Origin of the sequence: Streptomyces sp. NPDC047880, assembly GCF_040706515.1 — a bacterium.
GTDB lineage: Bacteria > Actinomycetota > Actinomycetes > Streptomycetales > Streptomycetaceae > Streptomyces.
In genome coordinates this window covers 24485-47969 of the sequence record NZ_JBEZOK010000018.1, presented here as the reverse complement: position 1 = coordinate 47969, position 23485 = coordinate 24485, and the positions used below count along the sequence as shown (strand labels likewise).

The 23485-nt window shown below is 72.4% G+C and carries 21 protein-coding genes and 1 pseudogene; 8 read left to right on the top strand and 14 right to left on the bottom strand.

The genetic code is table 11. From position 1 onward, the window contains the following. The 3 genes from AB0937_RS25125 to AB0937_RS25115 all read right to left on the bottom strand — a co-directional run bounded on the left by AB0937_RS25125 (nucleotide 1) and on the right by AB0937_RS25115 (nucleotide 3381). Nucleotides 1-1638, bottom strand: a complete 1638-nt coding sequence (locus AB0937_RS25125) for an alpha/beta hydrolase (RefSeq protein ID WP_366714434.1) — start codon at nucleotides 1636-1638, stop codon at nucleotides 1-3. Between the two features lie 115 nt (nucleotides 1639-1753). Then, on the bottom strand, nucleotides 1754-2524 hold the full coding sequence (locus AB0937_RS25120) for a TIGR04222 domain-containing membrane protein (RefSeq protein ID WP_366714433.1): 771 nt from the start codon (nucleotides 2522-2524) through the stop codon (nucleotides 1754-1756). An 86-nt stretch (nucleotides 2525-2610) separates the two neighbouring features. Next, complete coding sequence (locus tag AB0937_RS25115) at nucleotides 2611-3381, bottom strand: DUF4142 domain-containing protein (RefSeq protein WP_366714432.1); 771 nt, start codon at nucleotides 3379-3381, stop codon at nucleotides 2611-2613. Between the two features lie 385 nt (nucleotides 3382-3766). On the opposite strand from AB0937_RS25115, the gene AB0937_RS25110 reads away from it, so the two are divergent. Genes AB0937_RS25110 through AB0937_RS25100 form a run of 3 tightly spaced genes read left to right on the top strand, consistent with a single transcriptional unit; the run spans nucleotide 3767 to nucleotide 8340 of the window. Then, entirely contained in the window at nucleotides 3767-5233 is a 1467-nt protein-coding gene (locus AB0937_RS25110) for an aldehyde dehydrogenase family protein (RefSeq protein ID WP_366714431.1), read from the top strand. 57 nt (nucleotides 5234-5290) lie between these two features. Beyond that, on the top strand, nucleotides 5291-6847 hold the full coding sequence (locus AB0937_RS25105; protein ID WP_366714430.1) for a GMC oxidoreductase: 1557 nt from the start codon (nucleotides 5291-5293) through the stop codon (nucleotides 6845-6847). Next, entirely contained in the window at nucleotides 6844-8340 is a 1497-nt protein-coding gene (locus tag AB0937_RS25100; RefSeq protein ID WP_366714429.1) for an APC family permease, read from the top strand. Before AB0937_RS25105 ends, AB0937_RS25100 begins: the two co-directional genes overlap by 4 nt. Nucleotides 8341-8389: 49 nt before the next feature. Here the strand turns inward: AB0937_RS25100 and AB0937_RS25095 are convergent, their stop codons facing one another. Beyond that, complete coding sequence (locus AB0937_RS25095; protein ID WP_366714428.1) at nucleotides 8390-9748, bottom strand: DUF692 domain-containing protein; 1359 nt, start codon at nucleotides 9746-9748, stop codon at nucleotides 8390-8392. Nucleotides 9749-9930: 182 nt separating this feature from the next. Here AB0937_RS25095 and AB0937_RS25090 point away from each other — a divergent pair, with 182 nt between their 5' ends. Next, complete coding sequence (locus tag AB0937_RS25090; protein ID WP_366714427.1) at nucleotides 9931-10503, top strand: potassium channel family protein; 573 nt, start codon at nucleotides 9931-9933, stop codon at nucleotides 10501-10503. An 8-nt stretch (nucleotides 10504-10511) separates the two neighbouring features. On the opposite strand, the gene AB0937_RS25085 is transcribed toward AB0937_RS25090, so the two are convergent. The 4 genes from AB0937_RS25085 to AB0937_RS25070 all read right to left on the bottom strand — a co-directional run bounded on the left by AB0937_RS25085 (nucleotide 10512) and on the right by AB0937_RS25070 (nucleotide 13700). Then, on the bottom strand, nucleotides 10512-10973 hold the full coding sequence (locus tag AB0937_RS25085) for a hypothetical protein (protein WP_366714426.1): 462 nt from the start codon (nucleotides 10971-10973) through the stop codon (nucleotides 10512-10514). A 68-nt stretch (nucleotides 10974-11041) separates the two neighbouring features. Continuing rightward, complete coding sequence (locus AB0937_RS25080; protein ID WP_366714425.1) at nucleotides 11042-11809, bottom strand: peptidyl-tRNA hydrolase; 768 nt, start codon at nucleotides 11807-11809, stop codon at nucleotides 11042-11044. Nucleotides 11810-11974: 165 nt separating this feature from the next. Next, nucleotides 11975-12154: a hypothetical protein gene (locus tag AB0937_RS25075; protein WP_366714424.1), complete on the bottom strand. Its 180-nt coding sequence runs from the start codon at nucleotides 12152-12154 to the stop codon at nucleotides 11975-11977. Between the two features lie 28 nt (nucleotides 12155-12182). Beyond that, nucleotides 12183-13700: an FAD-dependent oxidoreductase gene (locus AB0937_RS25070; RefSeq protein WP_366714423.1), complete on the bottom strand. Its 1518-nt coding sequence runs from the start codon at nucleotides 13698-13700 to the stop codon at nucleotides 12183-12185. Between the two features lie 85 nt (nucleotides 13701-13785). Between AB0937_RS25070 and AB0937_RS25065 the strand changes: the two genes are divergently transcribed. Then, nucleotides 13786-14160 (top strand): metalloregulator ArsR/SmtB family transcription factor, encoded by a 375-nt coding sequence (locus AB0937_RS25065; protein ID WP_366714422.1) that lies wholly within the window; start codon nucleotides 13786-13788, stop codon nucleotides 14158-14160. Beyond that, on the top strand, nucleotides 14157-14642 hold the full coding sequence (locus AB0937_RS25060) for an SRPBCC domain-containing protein (protein ID WP_366714421.1): 486 nt from the start codon (nucleotides 14157-14159) through the stop codon (nucleotides 14640-14642). The genes AB0937_RS25065 and AB0937_RS25060 overlap by 4 nt, the downstream gene beginning before the upstream one ends. Before the next feature lie 11 nt (nucleotides 14643-14653). Here AB0937_RS25060 and AB0937_RS25055 read toward each other — a convergent pair. From AB0937_RS25055 to zapE, 6 genes and pseudogenes are all read right to left on the bottom strand, one after another. Beyond that, a pseudogene (locus tag AB0937_RS25055) lies at nucleotides 14654-15272 on the bottom strand (hypothetical protein). Nucleotides 15273-15365: 93 nt separating this feature from the next. Beyond that, on the bottom strand, nucleotides 15366-16748 hold the full coding sequence (locus AB0937_RS25050; RefSeq protein ID WP_366714420.1) for a PhoX family protein: 1383 nt from the start codon (nucleotides 16746-16748) through the stop codon (nucleotides 15366-15368). 90 nt (nucleotides 16749-16838) lie between these two features. Beyond that, entirely contained in the window at nucleotides 16839-17807 is a 969-nt protein-coding gene (locus AB0937_RS25045; RefSeq protein WP_366714419.1) for a slipin family protein, read from the bottom strand. Nucleotides 17808-17975: 168 nt separating this feature from the next. After that, on the bottom strand, nucleotides 17976-19463 hold the full coding sequence (locus AB0937_RS25040; protein WP_366714418.1) for a SulP family inorganic anion transporter: 1488 nt from the start codon (nucleotides 19461-19463) through the stop codon (nucleotides 17976-17978). Between the two features lie 8 nt (nucleotides 19464-19471). Then, complete coding sequence (locus tag AB0937_RS25035; RefSeq protein ID WP_366714417.1) at nucleotides 19472-20053, bottom strand: carbonic anhydrase; 582 nt, start codon at nucleotides 20051-20053, stop codon at nucleotides 19472-19474. A gap of 706 nt (nucleotides 20054-20759) precedes the next feature. Then, the gene (zapE, locus tag AB0937_RS25030) at nucleotides 20760-21863 is read right to left on the bottom strand and encodes a cell division protein ZapE (RefSeq protein ID WP_366714416.1); all 1104 of its coding nucleotides are present in this window, start codon (nucleotides 21861-21863) and stop codon (nucleotides 20760-20762) included. A gap of 37 nt (nucleotides 21864-21900) precedes the next feature. Between zapE and AB0937_RS25025 the strand changes: the two genes are divergently transcribed. Then, nucleotides 21901-22704: a pyrimidine reductase family protein gene (locus AB0937_RS25025; RefSeq protein ID WP_366714415.1), complete on the top strand. Its 804-nt coding sequence runs from the start codon at nucleotides 21901-21903 to the stop codon at nucleotides 22702-22704. Nucleotides 22705-22960: 256 nt separating this feature from the next. Next, the gene (locus AB0937_RS25020; RefSeq protein ID WP_366714414.1) at nucleotides 22961-23434 is read left to right on the top strand and encodes an indole-3-glycerol phosphate synthase; all 474 of its coding nucleotides are present in this window, start codon (nucleotides 22961-22963) and stop codon (nucleotides 23432-23434) included. Nucleotides 23435-23485 lie beyond the last annotated feature (51 nt).

The following is a 23485-nucleotide window of genomic DNA, read 5'->3' as shown; positions in this document are numbered from 1 at the left end:
TCAGCGGACGCTTCTGTGAGCCGCGGCCCCGGCCTCGTCCGGGGCGGTCGGTGCCGGCTCGGTGCGCGGGGCCGCGGGTCTCGGCTCGGCGTGGGGGGCGCACTCCGCGCGCCGTCCCGGCAGGCGCCCCTCCAGCAGATATGCCTCCACATGGGCGTTGACGCAGGCGTTCGGGCCGCCCGCAAGCCCGTGGGCGCCGGCGTCCCGCTCCGTCACCAGGGCCGAGCCCGCGAGGCGGATGTGGAGGGCGAGGGCGCCGTCGTACGGGGTGGCGGCGTCCCGCTCGGCGGCCAGGATCAGCGTCGGCGGCAGCTCACCCGGCCCGGCGCCGACGTCGAGCGGCCGCTGCCGGGGCGCCGGCCAGTAGGCGCACGGCAGGTTCGTCCACACGTTGTCCCAGGTCGCGAAGGGCGCCACCCGTGCGAGCCGGGTGTTGTCCCGGTCCCACACCCTCCAGTCCGTGGGCCAGGGGGCGTCGTTGCACTCGACGGCCAGGTACACCGCGCGTGAGTTCTCCGCCTCGGCCGCCGCCTGCGGATGCTGCTCCGCCTGCTCGATCAGGGGCTTCGGGTCGCCCGCGAGGTACGCCGACAGCGCGTGCGCGCGGTGCGGCCACAGGTCGTCGTAGTACGCGGCCTGCAGCAGCGCCCGCTGCAACTGGCCCGGCCCGACCTTTCCGCCCGCGGGTTCGACGGCCAGTCGCGCGCTCACGCGCTCGTAGCCGCGCAGCACCTCGCGCGCGGTGGCACCCAGCCCGTACACGTCGTCGTGGCGGGCGATCCAGGCCCGGAAGTCCGCCCAGCGCCGTTCGAACGCCGCCGACTGGTCGAGGTTGTTGCGGTACCAGATCCGCCCGGGGCCGGGGTGGACGACCGAGTCGAACACCATCCGCCGCACGTGCGCCGGGAACAGCGTCGCGTACAGGGCCCCGAAGTACGTTCCGTACGACGAGCCCATGAAGGTCAGCCGCTCCTCGCCGAGCGCGGCGCGCAGGACGTCGAGGTCGCGGGCGTTGTTGAGGGAGTGGTAGTGCCGTAGCGCGTCGCCGGCCCGCTCGGCGCAGCCGCGCGCGTACGCCTTCGCCCGCGCGATGCGTTCCCTCTTGTACGAGACGGAGGGCCGGGCGGGCGCCTGCGAGGGCCCCTTGAAGAACTGCTCCGGGTCCTCGCAGGAGAGCGGCGCCGAGCGGCCGACGCCGCGCGGCGCGTAGCCGACGAGGTCGTACGCCGCCGCGATGCGCTTCCACTCGGGCAGCAGGCCGATGAGCGGGAAGTACAGGCCGGTGGCACCGGGACCGCCCGGGTTGTGGACGAGGGCGCCCTGCCGGAGGACCTTGCGGCCGCCGCCCCGGGGGTCCTTCTGTGTGGCCCTGGCCCTGCTGACGGAGAGTCCGATCTGTTCGCCGTCCGGCCGGGCGTAGTCCAGCGGGACGCGCACCGTGCCGCACCGCATGCTGCCGGGCAGGTCCTGCGCGTCGGGGCAGGGGCCGAAGTCGACGCCGGCCGCCTTCGCCCGGGCGGCCGCCACGGCCGTGCCGCGCCGCTCCGCCGCTCCCGTCGGGTCTGCGGTGTCCGGTGCCCCGGCGAGGGTGCTCAGCAGCAAGGACCCGGCGGCCGAGTAGAGGAGAGCGGCTCTCATGCGTATCCCTTCGGTGCACGATGGCGACCAAAGGGATGTTTCGTACGGTGAGGGGGGAAGGCAAGCACCGTCCGCCGGTGTCGGCGCCGTGCCCCCGGTGCGCCCCCGGCGTCCGTCAGTCGTGCGACTCGCGGTGCGCGAACGCGGCGCGCAGGTCCGGTTCGCCGATCGCGCCGACCCCGCGCACGGCCACCGAGGTGAGGAACGTGCGGTCGTCGGCGGTGCCGTCCGCGGTGCGGGTCAGCGCACCGAGCAACCGCTGGCCGGCCGGGGAGGCCCAGCGCGAGTAGGGGTGGATCTCGATCCGCGCTACGGCCAGGCAGCTCAGGGCCAGGGTGAGCGGCAGCGCGAACCACAGGGCGACCAGATGCCGCGGCATGTCCGGCGGTACGGGCGTCAGCAGGGCGGCCACGCCCAGCCCGAGGACGGCGACCGTGGCGGCACGGACCTGGCGGACCGCCGTCGCGACCGTCGTACGGGCGCTGTCCGGCACCGCGAGCCCCGCGCGCACCAGCCCCTCGGCGATCCCGCGCACCGCGTCCGCCGTGGCGGCCGTGGACCGTACCGGCGCGATCCGGGACTGCCCCTCGGGGCCGATGGCTCCTAGCACCGACCGCTCCATGTCGTCCCGCCCGCGCGGGTCGACGACCGTCGCCCAGCCGGTGTGGGCGAGGAGCAGCCGATGCTGACGGGCCATGGCGACCAGCGTCACGTCGGCGACCCGGCGGGGGCCGCCGGAGAGGAACGCCGCCTCGTACAGGGTGAGTTCACGACCCCGGCCGGTCTCCGCCGCCACGGCCGCGGCGCGGACGGCTGCCAGGCACAGACGCGTGCACGCCGTGCCGGCCACGGCCCAGGCCGCCAGCAGGAAAAGAACCCAGAGCATATGTTGTTTGTATGTGACACGGTCCCGGGAACACCATGCCTCGTTCACGATCCGGACGGAGTGTTGTCGGTATGTGACGTTCCGTTTCAGTCCGGGGGCGGCCTGTAGGCGGGTGGCGGAAGCGTGTAGTCCGACGAGGACGGCGACGGAGACGGCGGCGACGAGGGCGGTGAAGACGGGGGAACGGCGAGTCCGGGCGCGGCCGCGGGGGGAGTGCTGCCGACGGTCAGGTCACGGGCCACGGCGTCGAAGTCGACCACACCCGTGGCCTCCAGGACCTTGATGTGGTCGAGGACGGTCGTGTTGGCGTCGTCGGCGAGTTCGCGCACCAGGGAGTTCCGGGTGCTCGCACGGACCTGGGCGACGACCGGGAACACCGTGCCGTGGGCCACCCGCAGGATGGTGGCGAACTCGCGGTCGTACGCCGCGCCCCGCGCCCGGTCGAGCCGGTCCAGCCACTGCCTCTGCTGTGTGCTGGGCTCGTCGGGCAGGCCGAGGTCCAGCCGGGCCGCCACGCCGCGGACCCGCTCGTCCAGGAACCGGTGCCCCTCGACGAGATGCCGGCCCGCCGTCCGGACGGCGGGTGTGGTCCCCTTCGACTGCGCCTGCCGCCCCGCGGGCAGCTCCCACAGCCCGGCCAGCCTGACCTTCGAGAGGAAGTCCTGGTCGAGCGCGGACAGCGGGCCGTAGCTCGTCTGCAGGGTCTGGGCGCTCAGCACGTTCGGGGCCGTCCCCGGCTGGTCCGGGTACGACCAGATCGGGAAGACCAGCGCGGCGAGCGTCGCCGTCAGGCACGTGACGATGAGCCCGGTGCCGCTGAAGATGCCTCGGCCCTTGATCGGGGGTCGCGGTCGCATGGTGGTGCCTCCTGGTACGGCACCGCACGGTAGTGCGCTTCGGGTGCGGAGGTGACATGTTACTTCTGGGTCTACGTCAAGTGCCGTACGGGGATGAATCGTTGTTTCGGTGCTGGTCGGGGACGAATGCGGGACATGTGCGGGGCGTCATACCGGTGCGAACAGGGGTGAATCCCCTCGGATGCTTCCTCGTCCAGGTGCGGGGTGTCGGTCCCGGCACACTTCGGCGCGTACGCCCGGGCCCGCGCGACTAGCCCAGCCGGGTCCTCTGGGGCGCCCGGACACCGGCGCGGCGGTGTGCCCCGTGGCCGCCGCACGCCCGATGGGCCATGTTGCTGGTCGTCGAGCCGATCGGGCTCCGGCCGGACGCGAAGGAGGCCCCGCGGTGGGTGATCTGTACATCGACGGCGAGTGGACGCAGGCGGCGGCCGGTGGCCGGCGCGAGGTGGTCAACCCCTACGACGCCTCGGTCGTCACCACCGTCGACGAGGCCGACGCCGCCGATGTCGACCGCGCCGTGCGCGCAGCCCGGCGCGCCTTCGCCGAGGAGGACTGGGCGGACGCCCCCTCCCGCCACCGTGCCGACCTGCTGATGCGCGTCCACGACCTGCTGCTGCGCGACCGCGAGGACATCGCCCGCACCGAGACGCTCGACACCGGCAAGACGCTCGCCGAGGCGCGGATCGACGTGGAGGACGTGGCGAACGCCTTCCGCTACTTCGCCGAACTCGTGGGCAAGGACGGCGGCCGGGTCGTCGACGTCGGCCCGGACGTCCTCAGCCGCGTCGTCTACCAGCCGGTCGGCGTGTGCGCGCTCATCGCCCCCTGGAACTACCCGCTGCTGCAGGCCTCCTGGAAGGTCGCCCCGGCCCTGGCCGCCGGCAACACCTTCGTCCTGAAGCCCAGCGAGACCACACCCCTCACCACGATCATCATGATCCGGCTCATCGAGGAGGCCGGCGCACCGCCCGGCGTCGCCAACCTGGTGCTGGGATCCGGGGCGACCGTCGGCGCCGCACTGACCGGCCACCCCGACGTCGACCTGGTCTCCTTCACCGGCGGCCTGAACACCGGCCGGGCCATCATGGCCGCCGCCGCCGAGGGGCCGCGGAACATCGCGCTGGAACTGGGCGGCAAGAACCCCAACATCGTCTTCGCCGACGCCGATTTCGACGCCGCCGTCGACTACGCCCTCGACGCCGCCTTCCTGCACTCCGGGCAGGTCTGCTCGGCCGGATCACGCCTGCTCGTCGAGGACTCCCTGCACGACCGTTTCGTCGAGGCCTACGCCGGGCGCGCCCGGGCGATCAGGCTCGGCAACGGCCTGGAGGAGGGCACCGAGAGCGGCCCGCTCAGCTCCGCCGAGCACCGCGAGAAGGTCGAGGGTTACATCGCCCTCGGCAAGGAGGAGGGCGCCCGGCTCGTCACCGGCGGCACCCGCCCCGACGACCCGGCCCTCAGCCGCGGATTCTTCCTGCTGCCGACGATCTTCGCCGACTGCGACCGGTCCATGCGCATCGTCCAGGAGGAGGTCTTCGGCCCGGTCGTCACCGTCGAGCGCTTCCGCACCGAGGACGAGGCGGTGGAACTGGCCAACGACACCCGCTACGGCCTGGCCGGCGGTGTGTGGACCTCGGACGCGAGCCGTGCCCAGCGCGTCGCCCGGCGGCTGCGGCACGGCACCGTGTGGATCAACGATTTCCACCCCTACGTACCGCAGGCCGAGTGGGGCGGCTTCGGCCGCTCCGGCGTCGGACGCGAGCTCGGCCCCACGGGGCTGCGCGAGTACCAGGAGGCCAAGCACATCTACCAGAACCTCGCGCCCGCTCCCTCCGGCTGGTTCAAGGGCTGACCCTCCGGAAGCGGCCCGCCCGTGGCGCACCGAACGACAAAGAAAGCAGAGCAGCGCATGGCAACCACTCCCGCACACGGCGCCGAGTCCGCCTACGACTACGTCATCGTCGGCGGCGGCACAGCCGGCTGCGTGCTCGCCGCCCGGCTGAGCGAGGACCCCGACTGCCGCGTCTGCGTCATCGAGGGCGGCCCCAGTGACGTCGGCGACGAGCGCATCCTGCGCCTGCGCAACTGGATCAACCTGCTCGGCTCGGAGTTCGACTACGGATACACCACCGTCGAACAGCCGCGCGGCAACTCGCACATCCTGCACTCCCGGGCCCGGGTGCTCGGCGGCTGCTCCTCGCACAACACGCTGATCAGCTTCCTGCCGCTGCCGCAGGACCTCGACGACTGGGTGAGCCGGGGCTGCTCCGGCTGGGACCCGGCGACGATCCTGCCCTACCGCGACCGGCTGCTCACCCGGATCGTGCCAGTGGCCGAGGCCGACCGCAATCCCATCGCCAAGGACTTCGTCACCGCCGCCTCCCGCGCCCTCGGCGTCCCCGTCGTCGACGACTTCAACGCCGAACCCTTCGCCGACGGCACCGGCTTCTTCTCGCTGGCCTACCAGCCGGAGGGCAACCTGCGCTCCTCCGCGTCCGTCGCCTACCTCCACCCGGTGCTGGACCGGCCCAACCTCACGCTCCTGCTGGAGACCTGGGCTCACCGGCTGATCCCCGAGCCGTCGGGCCGGCTCACCCGGGTCGCCGTCCGGGGCGCCGACGGCGAACCCGCCACCGTGCGTGCCGAGCGCGAACTGCTGCTCTGCGCGGGTGCCATCGACACTCCGCGGCTGCTGATGCTCTCCGGCATCGGACCGGCCGACGACCTGCGCGCCCTGGGCATCGCGGTCCGGGCCGACCTGCCGGGTGTCGGGGAGAACCTGCTGGACCACCCCGAGTCCGTGATCGTCTGGGAGACCGCAGGGCCGCTGCCGCCCAACTCCGCGATGGATTCCGACGCCGGCCTGTTCCTGCGCCGCGACAAGAGCCAGCCGCGTCCCGACCTGATGTTCCACTTCTACCAGGTGCCGTTCACCGTCAACACCGAACGGCTGGGCTACCCCGTGCCGCGGCACGGGGTGTGCATGACACCGAACGTGCCGCGGGCCCGCTCCACCGGCCGCATGTGGCTGCGCAGCAACAACCCCGCCGAGCACCCCGCCCTGGACTTCCGGTACTTCACCGACCCCGAGGGCCATGACGAGCGCACCATCGTGGACGGTCTGAAGGTGGCGCGCGAGGTGGCCGCGACCGACCCGCTGCGCGACTGGCTCGTCCGCGAGGTCGCCCCCGGTCCGGACGTCGTCTCCGACGCCGACCTGTCGGAGTACGGCCGCCGCGCGGCGCACACCGTGTACCACCCGGCCGGCACCTGCCGGATGGGCGCCGCGGACGACCCCCTGGCCGTCTGCGACCCCGAGTTGAGACTGCGCGGCTTCGAGGGCGTGCGGATCGTCGACGCGTCGGTGTTCCCGACGATGCCCACCATCAACCCGATGGTGACCGTGCTGCTCGCCGCCGAGCGGGCCGCCGATCTGATCACCGAGGGACGGAAGGCGCAGCGATGACCGGTACACAGCCTCCCGCGCCGGTATCCGGAGGCCCCGGCGGTGAGCCGGGATCCGAGTTCCGCAAGGACATGGGCCCCTGGGCCAACTTCGCCCTCGGCTTCACCTACCTCTCCCCGGTGGTGGGCACCTACACCCTCTTCGGCATCGCGATCGCCGACGGCGGACCGCCGATGATCTGGGCGTTCCTGGTCGCCGGCTGCGGCCAGTTCCTCGTCGCGCTGATCTTCGGAGAGGTCGTCGCCCAGTACCCGATCGCGGGCGGCGTCTACCCCTGGGCCCGGCGGCTGTGGGGCAAGCGCTGGGCGTGGATGACCGGCTGGGTGTACATGTGGGCGCTGCTGGTGACCATCACCTCCGTCGCCTACGGCGCCGGCCCCTACATCGCCATCCTCTTCGGCTTCAGAGCCACCGTGCACACCACCGTGCTGTGCACCGCCGTGCTCATCGTCGTCGCCATCCTCATCAACTACATGGGCACCAAGGCACTGTCGGCGGCGGCGCTCATCGGTTTCGCCGGCGAGCTCATCGGCGCCCTCGTCGTCGGCGTCTACCTGCTGGCCACCCACCGTCACCACGGCCTCGGCGTCATCTTCGACACCTACGGCGTCGAGGGAGACGGCTCCTACCTGCCGGCGTTCCTGGCGGCCGGCATCATCGGCCTCTACCAGTACTACGGCTTCGAGGCGTGCGGCGACACCGCCGAGGAAGTCGCCCACCCGGGCCGGGTCATCCCCCGCGCGATGCGCCGCACCATCTACATCGGCGGCTCGGCGGCCACGTTCACCTGCATGTCGCTGCTGCTGTCGGTCACGGACTTCAACGCGATCATCTCGGGCGAGCAGGCCGACCCGGTGGTGGACGTGCTGTTCGACGCGATGGGCGAGACCGGGGCGCGGATGGTGATGGCCGTGGTGCTGATCTCCTTCCTGTCCTGCACGGTCAGCCTCCAGGCCGCGGCCGGGCGGCTCATCTACTCCTACGCCCGGGACGAGATGATCGTCGGACACCGGCTGCTGCGGCGGTTCGTCCACGCCCGAGCGGTGCCGAGCTGGGCGCTGTTCGTGTCCGCGGCGGTGCCGCTGCTCATCGCCTTCGCCTCACTGCTCTCCGAGGACGCCCTCACCAACATCGTCTCGTTCGCGATCCTCGGCATCTACGGCTCGTTCCAGATGGTGGTCCTCGCCGCACTGCGTGCCCGCCTCAAGGGCTGGAAACCGGCGGGGGAGTTCACCCTGGGCCGCTGGGGCTTCACGGTGAACATCGCCGCGCTGGCCTACGGCATCCTCGCCATCATCAACATCTGCTGGGCCCGCACCCCGGAGAAGTCCTGGTGGGAGAACTGGATCGTCCTGTTGTGCGGGGGCGTGGTGGTCGGCACGGGCCTCATCTACATGTTCACGACGCACCACTACGGCCGGGGCGACGCGCCGGCCGGCGACGCCGTACCGCGGAAGGAGCCTGCCGCCTTCGGAGGGTCAGAGCCGAAGTGACCGGCCGGTGTGCCGACCGCGGCCGGGCCGGGAGCGGGCGAGCGACCCCTCAACGCCGCAGCAGGACCCTGCGCGTGGCGCGAGCCAGCCGGCCGGCCGGACGGCGGGAGCGCGGCTTCGGGCCCGACCGCTCCCGCCACCACTCCCGCAACTCCCGCCGCGCCTGCGCGTCCCCGGGCCGCCCGGCGGCCAGCAGATGCTCGGCGAAGTCGAGGGCGTCCCGCCGGTATCCGGCGGTCATCGGGTGGGTCTGGGCGTAGCCGAGGAACGCCGTGCGGTACCCGTCCCCGAGGATGACCGGCAGTTCGGGGGCGACCTTCGCCACGACGTCCGCCCGCTTCGCGGCGAGCGCCCGGGCCTGCACACTGAGCCGGACCCGGTCGAACCCCTCGGGCACGGGCGTCCCCGCGACCAGCGCCGACAGCAGCGCGGCCTGCGCCAGCCCGAGCCGCTGCCGGGCGGCGCCGGCCCCCTCTGGTGGGGGCGGGCCGGAGGCGCCCCGTGTCGCCCCGGCCGCCCCGGTCTCATGCCCCTCCCGCACCGCGCCGGCGGCCGAGCGGAGTTCGGTCTTCACACGTTCGACCGCCCCTGCCTCCAGCGCCCGGCGGATCGTGGTCAACTCGCCCTCCAGCTCCGCCGGTTCCGGGAAGTTCTCGTCCCGTTCCAGCAGGACACCCGGCGGGCTGACGCGGGAGGCGAGGTCCGTCAGAACATCCAGGACCGGCCGGGGGACGGGGTGGGCGTGGCTGTCGTGCCAGACGCCGTCGCGTTCGAAACCGCCTGCGACGTGGACGTAGGCGATGGCCTCCAGGGGCAGTTCGGCGAGGGCCTTGGACGGGTCCTCGCCGCGGTTGACGTGGTTGGTGTGCAGGTTGGCCACGTCGACGAGGAGGCGGACACCCGTACGGTCGGCGAGGTCGTAGAGGAACTGGCCCTCCGTCATCTCCTCGGCCGGCCAGCAGACCAGCGCGGCGATGTTCTCCACGGCCAGCGGCACCGGAAGGGAGTCCTGCGCGATGCGCACGTTCTCGCACAGGACGTCCAGGGCGTCCCTGGTGCGGGGGACGGGCAGCAGGTGGCCCGCCTCCAGGCGCGGGGAGGCGGTCAGCGACCCACCCGCCCGTACGAACGCGATGTGCTCGGTGACCAGCGGGGAGCCCAGCGCCTCGGCGCGCTCGGCCAGCGCGGTCAGCCGTCCGGCGTCGGGCCGGTCAGCTCCGCCGAGGCCGAGCGAGACGCCGTGCGGCACCACGGTGACGCCGCGCTCGCGCAGCCGCCGCAGGGAGTCGGGAAGGTGCCCGGGGCAGACGTTCTCGGCCACCGCTTCGACCCAGTCGATCCCCGGCATCCGCTCCACGGCGTCCGCGATCTCCGGTCGCCATCCGATGCCCGTCCCCAGTCGCTCCATCGTCCCCTCCTCCGCCCGGCCCGTTCCTCGAACGTGAGGGGGGTATGGCCCAGCCGCACGTCCCCCAACCGCGCCAGGACCGCCTTCAGAGCAACATTTGAGGTTCGGGGACCCGGCGTGCCGTCCCCACCGACGGGGGCACAAGGGTCGCGTACCGCCCCGATACGTCGTACACCGGACCTATGCCCGAAGGCAGCGAGCAGCCCCACAGCCCCGCGCGGGACCGGGAGGCGAAGTCGGCGGCGACCGCCGTCCACCGGTTGCGGATCGGGGCCGGGGCCCTGCTCCTGGCCTGTGGTACGGCCTACTTCCTGCTGCCCCTGGAGGGGCTGGGGGCCGACCGCCCCTGGCTGGGCTGGCCGCTGTTCGTGCTGTGCCTGGCACTCGTCGCCGCGCTGCTGCTGCGCCACGTGCGCGACATCGTGCTGGAGAAACCGCAGGCCCGGTCGGGCATCATGATCTCGCTGCTGATGTGCCTGGCCGTGCTGGTGTTCTCGTCCGGGTACTACGCCCTGGCGCAGCAACCGGGACAGTTCACCGGCCTGCGCACCCGCGTCGACGCGCTGTACTTCACCGTCGTCACGCTCGCGACCGTCGGCTACGGCGACATCACCCCGCGCGGGCAGGAGGCCCGCCTGGTGACCGTCGTCCAGATCGTCTACACGTTCGTCTTCCTCACGGCGGCGGCCACCGCGCTGACACGGCGGATGCACGCGGTGGTCACCGAGCGCGATCGGCGCCCGCCGCCGCCCTGACCGGCGCTCTACAGCGGGCGGGAGGAGCGGTAGTTGAACAGGGACCAGAGGACGAACAGACCGGTCACGATCATGATGATCGACCAGAAGGGCTGGTACGGCAGCCACAGGAAGTTCGCGATGAGGGTCAGTCCGACCACGACCGCGCTCACGACCCGGGCCCAAGTGGCCCCGGCGAACAGGCCGAGTCCGGCCGCCACCACGAGCACACCGACGATCAGGTGGATCCAGCCCCACGCGGTCAGGTCGAATTCGAAGGAGTACTGCCCGAAGCTCGTGTACACCTCGTCGCCGGCGATCGCCGCGATGCCCTGGAGCACCGCGAAGAGGCCGTAGACAACCATCAGGATGCCGCCGAGAGCGAGACCCCCGGCCGCCCACGGGTCGCCGGAGCCGTCCGGACCGGAGCCGCCGGGCGTCCGGTCGTCGGGGGCGGGCGGGGCGGGGGGAGGGGGCGCGGCGCTGGTCATGGCTGCCTCCAGGGGGCGTCGGCTGGTAACCCCACTGGAGCACTCGTCCGGGACGGGCGCGCCTGCGGCTACTCCGAACGAGTGGACGCCGCGCGGCTGGGCCCGTGCGGTCCCCGGCGCAGCGCCGGGTGGTCGGCGACCACCGTGCACGAGCCGGGCGCGATCTCCGTGAACCCCGCGTCGCGGACCAACGGCAGCCCGAGGCCGGTCAGTTCGGACCAGCGGTCCGTCCCGGCCGTCCGCACGGCGAGCGGGAAGCCCGCCTCGCGCCACGCGGTCCGATCCTCGTCGCACAGCTCCCACCAGGCCAGTTGGGCGGCGTGGCCCGCCTGCGCCATCGCCTTGCCGGCCGACATGCCGAGGTCCGGGTTGAGCCACAGCACCGGGGCCGACGGGTCGGCGTCCGCCGGCGACTCCGGGTCGTCGAGGTCGGTGCCGGAGACCTGGAGCCGGGCCAGGTCCTTGGGCCAGCCGTCCAGTGGGACGGGGGGGAAGACCCGGACCTCGGCCGACTTGCCGGTGACCGTGATGCCGGGCAGAGCCTCGGCCCGCCGCCACTCCGCGCCGCGCGCCCGCCGCACCACCTTGCGGATCCTGGCGTCCTGCCAGTCCCGCATCGCCTCGGCCCACTCGCCCTCACCGGCCGACCGCTTGTCGGCCAGGATCGTCAGCACGGCCCGCGCGGCCGTCTCCAGCGCGTCGGTGCGCGCCGGCGGGTCCGCCCGCTCGATCCGTACCACCAGCGGCAGCACGAACTGCGGTGCCTCGTCGCGCGCCGAGGGCTCGGACCGGAAAGGACTGCCGCTCTCGCTCTCGGGCGTCGGGTTCTCGCTCACGAGCCCCAGTGTGCCAGCCGGAAGATCGTGCAGGATGACCGCATGCGCCCGGCCCGTACCCGCGCGACGCGGCCGCGGGCTCAGCCGCCGCTGCTGCCCCCGGCCGCGGCGGACCCGGTCACGGCTGCGGTGCCGGCCGTGGCCGGTGCGCAGGCCTCCCGGAGGTCACCCCGAACAGGCCGTGCGCTGCGCTTCCTGCCACTCGCAGACGGGGCACAGGGTGATGCCCTTGTACGACTCGGGGTACTCCGTCGGCTCCCGGCAGAGCACGCACTCCGCGTACGGCGGCCCCTCCGCCAGGGGTGGCCTGGTCGCGTCGATCAGGCAGTAGTCGTCCTCACTCATACGTCCAGCGTAGGTCCGGGGCGGGCGGTCAGAGGTCCCGCTGTTCCAGCGGCTTGGTCGCCGGGCCCTGGATCACCTTGCCGTCCGTGTCGAACCGGGAGCCGTGGCAGGGGCACTCCCAGGCGCGCTCGGCGGCGTTGAAGTCGACCAGGCAGCCCAGGTGGGTGCAGCGGGCGGAGACGGCGTGCAGCCCGCCGTCGTCGTCGCGGTACACCGCGAGGCGGTGTCCGTCGGCGCGGACCACGGCGCCCTCGCCGGGCGGCAGGGACTCCACCGGCGGTGAGGGCCGCAGCCGGTCCCCCACGAAGTGCCCGGCGACCTTGGCCTGCGTCTTGAGGAACGCCGGCGCCTCACGCAGCGCGGGCTTGACCCGGCGCGGGTCGTACAGCGCGCTCCACTCGCACTCCTCGCCCAGGATCTGCGCGGTCAGCAGCCGGCCCGCCATGATGCCCCCGGTCATGCCCCAGCCGCCGAAGCCGGTGGCCACGTAGGCGTGCCGGGCGCCCGCGTGCAGCGGGCCGACCATCGGGACCGTGTCGGTGGGCTCGGTGTCCTGGGTGGCCCAGCGGTGCGTGACCTCCAGGTCCGGGAAGTGGCCGGTGGCCCAGGCGGTGAGGCGTTCGAAGCGGGCCCGCGGGTCGTCCGTGCCCGGGGTGAAGTGCTCACCGGTGACGATGAGCAGCCGCCGGCCGTCCTCGTGGGGCGCGGTGCGCACCGAGCGAGTGTCCTCCTCGGGCGTGATGAACATGCCGCCGGGGTCCTGGTCCGCGGGAATCGTCCCGGCGACGACCAGCTCGCGACGCGTGGAGAGGCGGGCGAACAGCAGGGCACGGTCGAAGATCGGGTAGTGCGTCGCGACGACGACGTCCCGGGCCCGGACCGTCGCCCCGGTCGCGGTGGACAGCCTGCAGGGCTCGCCCTCGTCCAGGCCGAGGACGGTGGTGTCCTCGAAGATCCGCCCGCCACGCCCGGCCAGGTCGGCGGCGAGTGCCAGCAGGTACTTGCGCGGGTGGAACTGGGCCTGCCCGGTGACCTCGACCGCACCCGCCACCGCGAAGGGCAGCCCGGTCTCCGTCACGAACGAGGCGGGCAGCCCGGCCTGGGCCGCGGCCTCCGCCTCGGCGCGCAGTTCGGCCACGCGGCCCGGGTCCCGCGCGTAGGTGCAGGCGCTCCTCGTCTCCCACTCGCAGTCGACGCCGAGTTCCTCCGCGATCCGGGCCGCGTGCCCGATCGCCTCCGACTGGGAACGCGCGTACAGCCGGGCGCCCTCGGGGCCGCGGGTGCGCCGCAGCTTGTCGTAGACGAGCGTGTGCAGGGCGGTGACCTTGGCGGTGGTGTGTCCGGTGACGCCGGCCGCGACCCGCCCGGCCTCCAGCACGGCCACGCTCCGCCCGGCCCGCGTCAGCTCCCACGCGGTGCTCAGCCCGGCGATCCCGGCGCCGATCACCGCCACGTCGACGTCCAGGTCCTCCGTCAGCGCCGGGTGGCGGCCGTCCGGTGCCGTCTCGAGCCAGTACGAGCTGCTGACCTGCTGCTTCTCGCTCATGAGTCGCCGAGTACCCCGGTCTGTCCGCTTCAGTGTCCGGCGCTTCGCTTTACCGCGGGGGCGGATCGCGCTAACGTACAACCAAATGGTTGTAGATGAGTGGAGTGACGAGACGGTCGACCGGCTGTTCCACGCCCTGGCCGACACCACGCGCCGGGACATAGTGCGCCGCTGCGTGCGCGGGGAGCTGTCGGTCTCCCGGCTGGCCGAGGCCTACCCGATGAGCTTCGCGGCGGTGCAGAAGCACGTGGCGGTGCTGGAGCGGGCGGGTCTGGTCACCAAGCAGCGCAGCGGACGGGAGCAGCTCGTGCGCACCGACCCCGACGCGGTGGGCCGCGCACGCCAGGCCCTGGACGAACTCGAATCGGCGTGGCGCGGGCGGGTTGACCGGATGGCCCGGCTGCTCGCCGAGGACCCCGGACCCGAAGAGAACGACCCGATGGAAGGACCCGAGCGATGAGTGTCACCAGCGTCGACAAGGACCTCGACACCCTCACCCTCACCCTGGTCGCCGACTTCGCCGCCCCGGTCGAGCGGGTGTGGCGGCTGTGGGCCGACCCCCGGCAGCTGGAGCGCTGGTGGGGCCCGCCGGCCTACCCGGCGACCGTGGAGGAGCACGACCTCACCCCCGGCGGAGAGGTCACCTATTTCATGACCGGCCCCGAGGGTGACCGGCACCGCGGCTGGTGGCGCGTCACCTCGGTCAGCGAGCCGACGGCCCTGGAGTTCACCGACGGCTTCGCCGACGACGACGGCAAGCCCAAGGACGACATGCCGACCATGTCCGTGACCGTGCGGCTCAGCGAGCACGGTGGCGGCACCCGGATGGAGATGCGCTCCCTGTTCGACTCCCGTGAGCAGCTGGAGCAGATGGCCGCCATGGGCATGGAGGAGGGCCTGAAGGAGGCCGTCGGCCAGATCGACGCCCTGCTCGCCGCTTGAACCGGCTCGGGTCAGGGCTGCTCCAGCAGCCGTCTCCGGCACTCGGCCACGTCGAAGTCCGCCTCCGGATACCGCGGGTCCAGCTCCTCGAAGTGCTCCAGGAGCAGGGTGCTGACCGCCCAGTTGCGGTACCACTTGTGGTCCGTCGGAATGAGGTACCAGGGCGCGTCGAGGTGCCGCAGCGCTCCAGGGCGATCTCGTACGCCTCCCGGAACGCGGGCCACAGGGCGCGGTCGTCGACGTCGGAAGCGGCGAACTTCCAGCGCTTCTCCGGCTTGTCGAGGCGTTTGAGCAGCCGGCGGCGCTGCTCGTCGTAGGAGAGGTGCAGGAAGCACTTGACCAGGGGCACGCCGTCGTCGGTGAGGGACCTCTCGAAGCGTTTGATCTGCTCGTGGCGCCGGGCGATCTCGGGCGCGGGCGCGCGCTCCCGGACGCGGGCGACCAGGACGTCTTCATAGTGCGTCGTTTCTGGAGGACGGCCAGCCGCTCGCCGATCCGGCCCGTGGCCGCCTTGCCCTCCGCCTTGCCGTGCGGCCCGCCCGAGGTGGCGGCGGCGTCGTACCCGCTCAGGTCGACCGGAAGGCCCGGGGGCAGACGCAGCCGCTCCCGCAAACGAGGAGCTGTTCTCATGTGTCACCGGGCCCCCTTCGCGGTCTGGTACCTCGATGGTCCGGCGGGGCGCCGGGCTTGGCACCCGGCGCCCGGTCGGCAGCGGGGCGCCGGTCAGCGGCGCCAGGGGCCCGTCACCGCGAACGTGGTGCCGGGCGTGTAGCAGTTGACGTACATCGTGTCGCCGTCCGGGGAGAAGGTCACCCCGGCGAACTCGCCCCACTCGGGCTCCTGCTCGGTGCCGATGTTCTGCCGGTTGCGGGCCATCGCGTAGACCTCGCCGCGCCGGGTGACACCGAAGACGTGCTGGGCGCCGTTGCCGTCCTCGCAGACCATGAGGCCGCCGCTGGGCGCCAGGCAGATGTTGTCCGGCGACTCGCCCGGCAGCTGCACATCGGTGTCCGGGCCGAAGACGATCACCAGGGTGAGCCGGCGGCGCTCCGGGTCGTAGCGCCAGACCTGCCCGAAGTGGTCGGCGGCCGAACCGTCGGACCGGCGCGCGAAGGAGGACACGAAGTACACCGAACGGCCGCCCCAGTAGCAGCCCTCCAGCTTCTGCGCGTGCGTGATGCCCCCGCGGCCGAAGTCCTGGAACCGGATCGGGGTCTGCGCGGCCTGCGGGTCCGGTACGTCCACCCACTCGATGTGGTCGAACTCGGCGCCGACGTCCTGAATGGAGGACAGGTCCGGCACGCCGGGCACGCGCATGGCCTGGAGCCGGCCGCCCGCGCGCAGCGAACCCCTGCCGCCCAGCGGCCGGTTCGGCAGGAAGCGGTAGAAGAGGCCGAAGGGCTTCTCGAACGCGTCCTCGGTCTCGTACACCACGCCCCGCCGGGGGTCGACGGCGATCGCCTCGTGCGCGAAGCGGCCCATCGCGGTCAGTGGCACGGCCCCGGTGCGGTGCGGATCGGCCGGGTCGACCTCGAAGATGAAGCCGTGGTCCTTGGTGTAGCCGTTGGTGCCGGCCTTGTCCTCGGTCTCCTCGCAGGTCAGCCAGGTGTCCCAAGGGGTGGGCCCGCCCGCGCAGTTCACGGCCGTGCCGGCGATCGCGACGCGCTCCGACTGCACTCTGTTGCGGGAGTCGAGCGTCAGGGCCGTACAGCCGCCCTTGCCGGCCGGGTCGTAGGTGAGGCCCTCGACGGCCGGGACCGGGACCTTGCCGTTCACGCGGTTCTCGTGGTTGCGGACCAGGTGGACCCGGCCGCCTCTGCCGCCGAAGGCGGACATGCCGTCGTGGTTGGAGGGGACCTTGCCCTCGCCGGAGCGGAGTTCGTCGCCCTCGCGGGAGAGGATCCGGTAGCGGAACCCCTCCGGCAGGTCGAGGACGCCCTTCGGGTCGGGGACGAGTGGGCCGTAGCCGGTGTGGCCGAGGCCCTGAGCGGCGGCGGTGCCGGCGAAGAGTTCGGAGAGGGCGCCGGAGAACGCGATCCCGACACCCAGGGCGCCGGTTCCGGCGAGCATCCGGCGTCGGGTGGTGAAGCGACCGGATTCGGTCATGGGGAAACCTTCCTGCTGGCGGACAGGAACTGTGATCCCGCTGTGTCTATCACCTGGTGCGGGCTGCGGGAACCACGCGCGTAGCGCGCGTCACTGCTCGACCGCGCGCCGCACCCGCTCCATGGCCTCCCCGGCCTGCTCCGTGAGGTCGAGGGCGCGTTGCTCCGTGAGGTCGACGGCGCGCTCCTCGATCTCCGCCCGGTCCGCCGGCTGCGCACGGTCCGCGGTCCCCGCGTCCGCCGCCTGCGCCGCGTCCGCCGCCTGCGCCGTGTTCCTCGGCTGTCCCGCGCTCTCCGCGGGCTGCGCGCCCCGCTCCAGGAACCGCAGCAGTTCCACGGGAATCGGCAGGACGAGCGTGGAGTTCTTCTCCGCCGCCACCGCCATGACGGTCTGCAGCAGCCGGAGCTGGAGTGCCGAGGGCGTGTCGGCCATCTGGCGGGCGGCCTGGGCCAGCTTCTTGGAGGCCTGGTACTCGGCGTCGGCGTTGATCAGCCGGGCCCGCCGCTCCCGGTCGGCCTCCGCCTGCCGTGCCATGGAGCGCTTCATGGTGTCCGGCAGGGAGACGTCCTTGATCTCCACGCGGTCGATCGTCACGCCCCACTCCACGGCCGGACTGTCGATCATCAGCTCCAGGCCCTGGTTCAGCTTCTCCCGGTTGGACAGCAGGTCGTCCAGCTCGCTCTTGCCGATGATCGAGCGCAGCGAGGTCTGTGCCATCTGCGAGACGGCGAAGCGGTAGTCCTCGACATTGACGACCGCAGCCGTCGGGTCCACCACCTTGAAGTACACGACGGCGTCGACCCGCACGGTCACGTTGTCACGGGTGATGCCCTCCTGGGCGGGGACGGGCATGGTCACGATCTGCAGGTTGACCTTGCGCATCCGGTCCACCGCGGGGATCACGAGGTTGAACCCGGGCCGCCGCACGTCCCCGTGCAGGCGCCCGAGCCGGAAGACGACCCCGCGCTCGTACTGCTTGACGACCCGGGCCGCGGCGGCCAGGTACACCAGCGCACCGGCCCCGACCGCGGCCACCACACCGACCAGCTCTTCGACCATGCCGACCTCCCGGTTCAGAGGTCCCGATCCGTCCGCTCCTGTAACGATATGCCCGAAACGGGGTGTGGGGCCATGCCCGGCGATCAGGCCGGAACGGGGGCGGACACACGTGGTCCGGGGCGCGCAGCCGGCGCGCCCCGGACCCGGCCGGGTGAGCTGTCCCGCAGGTCAGGCGACGGTGACCTTCTCCGCCGGGGCCTCCTCGGGCTCGGTGACCTTCACCGGCTCCGTGCCCGTCGCACTGTGGCGTGCGGCCCAGTTCTCCAGGGCCGTGCGGCAGGCGTGGTCGAGGTGGTGCAGGCCCGACAGGTCCAGCTCGACCGGGCGGTCCTGCGGCAGGCTCTCCAGGCTGTCGAGGATCTTCGGCAGCCGCAGGAAGGTCGCGTTGCCGGACAGGTACGCCTGGATCGGGCCGGCGCCCTTGTCGATGATGTCGAGCTTGATGTGCGAGGCCTCCCAGGCGGTCTTGACGACCGACAGGGCCAGACCGATGAGCACACCCTCGAACATGTTCACCGCGACGATCGACACGGCCGTGACGATCAGGATGAGCGCCTCACCCTTGTGCGTCCCCCACAGCGCCGTGATCTGGCGGAACGGGATCAGCTTCCAGCCGGCGTGCACGAGGATGCCGGCGAGGGCGGGGATCGGGATCAGGGCCAGGGCCCACGGCATCGCGGCGGCGAACAGCAGCAGCCACACGCCGTGCAGCACCCGGGAGGCCTTGGTCTTGGCGCCCGCGCTGACGTTGGCGGAGCTGCGCACGATGACGGCGGTCATGGGCAGCGCGCCGAGCAGACCGCACAGGGTGTTGCCCGCGCCCTGGGCGATCATCTCCTTGTTGTACTCGGTGCGCGGACCGTTGTGCAGCCGGTCCACGGCGGCCGCGCTGAACAGGCTCTCCGCGGAGGCGATCAGTGCGAAGGCGATGATGGTGCCCCAGATGGCCGGGTTCGCCAGTTCACCGAAGGCCTCGGCCCCGGGCGGCTGGATGACGCCGAGCAGGCCCTCCACCTGGACGGTGGCGACCGGCAGGCCGAAGGTGAGCGTGGCGGCCGTGGCCAGGACGACCGCTGCGAGGGCGCCGGGCATGGTCTGGACCGCCTTCGGCGTCTTCTTCCAGAGCACGATGACGGCGATGGTGCCCGCGCCGATCGCGAGGGAGGTCATGGCCTCGGTGCTGCCGAGCGTGTCGGCGAACATCCCGGGCAGGCCGGCGATCTTGCCGAGCCCGGACTCCGGCGCCTTCAGGCCTGCCGCCGCGTAGATCTGCCCGGCGATGATCACCAGGCCGATGCCGCAGAGCATGCCCTCGACGACGGAGACGGATATCGCCCGGAACCAGCGGCCTATGCCGAGGAACCCCATGGCGAGCTGGAGCAACCCGGCGAGCAGCACGATCACGCCGAGCGTGGCCACTCCGAACTGGCTGACGGCCTCGAAGACCAGCACGGTGAGTCCGGCGGCGGGCCCGGACACCTGCAGGCTGCTGCCGCGCATCAGCCCGGTGACGAGCCCGCCCACGATGCCGGTGATGAGGCCCAGCTCCGCGGGGACGCCGGAGGCGACCGCCACGCCGACGCACAGCGGGACCGCGACCAGGAAGACGACGATCGAGGCGAGGAAGTCCTGCTTCAGGTAAGGGAACTTGGTCATGGTCGCCCTCACAGCTTCTCGAAGGAGTCGGTGTCCGCGCGGTGTTCGCGCACGGTGCCGGTGTGCACTTCGTAGAACCAGGCGCGCAGCCGGAGCCGGCCGTCCGTCAGGCTGCTCTCCACGCAGGGGTAGGAGCGCAGCCGCAACACCTGGGTCAGGACGTGGTGCTGCACGGCCTCGGTGACCGTCGTGTCGGCAGGGTCCGCGCACTTGGGCTCGTCGCAGGCGTGCGCGAGCCAGTCGCGCACGGCGGGGACGCCGGAGAGGTCGTCGCCGCGCACCACCGCGCCCACGGCGCCGCAGTGCGAGTGGCCGCAGACCACGATCTCCTTGACGCCGAGGACCTCCACGGCGTACTCGATGGTGGCCGCCTCCGAGGTGGGGTGCTCGATGGAGTGCGGGGGAACGACGTTGCCGGCGGTGCGCAGCTCGAAGAGCTCGCCGGGACGGGCGCCCGTGATCAGGGCCGGTACGACCCTGGAGTCGGAGCAGGTGATGAACAGGACGTCGGGGGACTGGCCCTCGGCGAGGTGGGCGAACTCCTCAGGGCGCTGTCCGAAGATGCGGGCGTTGTCGATGAGGGGTTGCATGAGTGTGGTGACTCCTCCTGGCGCGCAGTGGGGGCGCGTCGGACGGGCATGGCAAGGGGTGGGGGGAACTGCTCCGCCGATCAGCAGCGGAAGACCTGAAGTGCCGCCGGAGTGTGCGACGTCGAGGATCTCGACGTGTGGTCGTGCGCGGCGCCGGGTCCGACCGGTTCGGGCGCCGTCGGCCGGATGTGCCGTTGCAGCGGCCGCTCCGGGCCCGGGGGTGCGAGGTCCGCGGTGTGGGACCGGTCGCGGGTCCGCAGGGGACCGGTCGGGTTCCCGTGGTGTCCGGCGCGGCAGGTGGCCGTCTCGTCGCGCAGAGGCTTCCCCGGGGATGTGGGCCCGGGGCGGGAGGACTTGCCGGAGGGCTTTGTTCCGGGCTGAGCCTTGGCCTCGGATTGACTGTGCGTATGCGCGGATGCGAAGGACGCCGTCGGTGCGAAGAACTGGAGGGCGAGCAGGGCGGCCGCGAGGATCGAAACCACGGCCCGTGCCGTCGTACCTCGGTACATGCGCCCCCCTTCCGGTGCTTCGCACGTCTAGTGCGGACCAACAGTTGGTCAACGGCCGGTCAAGAAACACGTTAACCCTGCAAAGTCGTTTGCAGGGTTAACTTAACGTTTCAAGCTGAAGAGAGCCTGAAAGTCACAGGTGGGGTGGCTTGAACAAGCCCTTTCTGTCGGACTGTTGACGGGGTATCGGGGACCGGTTACCGGGGGTCGGCCAGTGTCCCCGCGTCGCGGGCCAGGGCGGTGAGCCGGGAGATGGCCCGGAAGTACTTCTTGCGGTAGCCGCCGTTCAGCATCTCCTCGCTGAACAACCGGTCGAAGGGCAGGCCCGAGGCGAGCACCGGCACCTCACGGTCGTAGAGCCGGTCCGCGAGGACGACCAGCCTGAGGGCCGTCGACTGGTCGGGAACCGGGTGCACACCGGTGAGGCACACGGCCTTGATCCCGTCGGTCAGGGCGCCGTACCGGCTGGGGTGGACGCGGGCCAGGTGTTCCAGGAGGGGCGAGAACGCGTCGAGGGAGGCGCCCTCGGTGGCATGCGCCGCGCGGGTCACCTGTTCGTCGGAGTACGGCGGCGGAGCCTCGGGCAGACCGCGGTGGCGGTAGTCCTCGCCGTCGATGCGCAGGGCGCGGAAGTGGGCCGACAGGCCCTGGATCTCCCGCAGGAAGTCGGCCGCGGCGAACCGGCCCTCGCCGAGCTTGCCGGGTAGCGTGTTGGAGGTGGCGGCCAGCGCCACACCCGCGTCGACGAGCTTGCCGAGCAGGGTGGACACCAGCACGGTGTCGCCCGGGTCGTCCAGTTCGAACTCGTCGATGCACAGCAGGCGGTGGCCGGACAGGGTCTGGACCGTCTGCTGGAAGCCGAGGGCGCCGACCAGGTTGGTCAGCTCCACGAACGTGCCGAACGCCTTGTGCGCGGGCTCGGCCGGGGTGGCGTGCCACAGGGACGCCAGCAGGTGCGTCTTGCCGACGCCGTAGCCGCCGTCGAGGTAGACGCCTCGCGGGCCGGCCGGGGCCTTCTTCGGTGACTTGCCGAAGCCGAACAGCCGCCGCTTGCCCGAGCCCGGGGACCCTCCCGAGTCCAGGCCCGCCGCGAAACCCTCCAGGACCCGGACGGCCTCCGTCTGGCTGGGCTGGTTCGGGTCGGGGATGTACGTGCTGAAGCGGACGGAGTCGAACCGCGGCGGCGGCACCATCTCGGCGACCAGCCGGTCCGCGGGCACCCGCGGCTCACGGGCGCACAGCGACAGCGGGGCCGGGTCGGTTATGGGGCCGCTTCCGGAGGGGGCCAGGGGAGAAGACACGGTTCACCATGCTACGGCGCGTGGAACACTGCACGGCATGCGACGTCTGTTCCCTGTGACCGATGAAACAGCAGCTCCGGCGCCGGGCGGTACGTCCGGTGACGCCGCCGGGCGGGAGTGGAGCCTGGACGAGCTGGCCGCCGCGTACGCCTATCCCGAGCCGGGGCCCGGGGGGCCGGTTCCGTGGCTGCGCGCCAACATGGTGTCCACGCTGGACGGCGCCGCCCAGCACGGCGGCCGTTCGCAGCCCATCTCCAGCGCCACCGACATGCGGATCTTCGGCACGCTGCGGGCGCTCGCGGACGTCGTGGTCGTCGGCGCGGAGACGGTACGCAAGGAGGGGTACCGGCCGGCCCGCGCGCGGGAGGACTTCGCGGCGATGCGGGAGGCGGCCGGGCAGCAGCCCGCGCCCGCGATCGCGGTGGTCACCGCCAGTCTCGACCTGGACTTCTCGCTCCCGCTGTTCACCTCGCCCCTGGTGCCCACCCTGGTCCTCACGGGCGCCGCGGCCGCCCCGGACCGCGTCGCCGCCGCCGAGAAGGCGGGCGCCAGGGTGGTGACCGCCGGGGACGGCATCGGCGTCGACCCCGCCCGTGCCGTCCGGGCCCTCGCCGACCTCGGCCACACCCGGCTCCTCACCGAGGGCGGCCCGCGGCTGCTCGGGCAGATGGTCGCGGCCGGTGTGCTGGACGAGCTGTGCCTGACCGTCTCCCCGATGCTCACGGCGGGCGACGCGCAGCGCATCGCCGGGGGGCCGGCGGTCACGGTCCCGCACCGCTTCGGGCTGGTGTCGATGCTGGAGGAGGACGGCTTCCTGTTCACCCGGTACGGGCGGGCCTGAGCGCGTACTGAAACGCCGGGCTCCGGGTACAAGGTGTCGGCGGCGGGGAGCGCGGAAGGCCAGTACGTCCGGAAGCGCGGCGATCCGCCGTGAGTCCGTTAATCGGTGGAATATGCCGTTCTGTTTGGTTTTCGGAGGGCACACTGGATCCGGCAGTAACCGTGCGAAGACGGGGCAGGATGGTTTCCGCAGGGTCCGGCGCGGCCGGCCTGCGGCGAAACGGGGCCATGGGCCCCCGGAGCAGAAGGGGCGCCTGGTGTTCACAAGCGTATTGATGATCGAGAAGGCGCTCACGTCGGCCGACGTGGAGTTCGTCACCACCTTGCACGGCGAGGAGCAGGTCTCCTTCGAAGTGCTGTTGCAGCCGCGCGGAGAGCAGGCGGACCGCCTGCTGCGGGCCATCGACGACGTGGCGCTCGGCGAGCTCGACGAGGCCGTCCGCGAAGGGGAGACCCCCGAGGGGGAGGAAGCGCTGAGCGTCGGGCAGCGGGCGCTGGAGGTGTCCCTCGCGGCGTTGCGCGCCTCGGGCAGCGGGGCGCAGGGGCGGCTGATCGAGGACCATCCGCTGGATGCGCTGAAGTCGCTGGTGGAGGAGGTCGGGGCGGACGAGGTCATCGTGCTGACCGACCCCCACTACGTGGAGGAGTTCTTCCACCGGGACTGGGCCTCCCGGGCCCGGCACAAGGTGGGGGTGCCGGTGCTGAAGCTGTTCTCGCACAGCAAGGCGTAGGGGTGGATCGCGGGGTTTGCCGGGTGCGGGTCGTTCGTGGCCGTTCGCGTG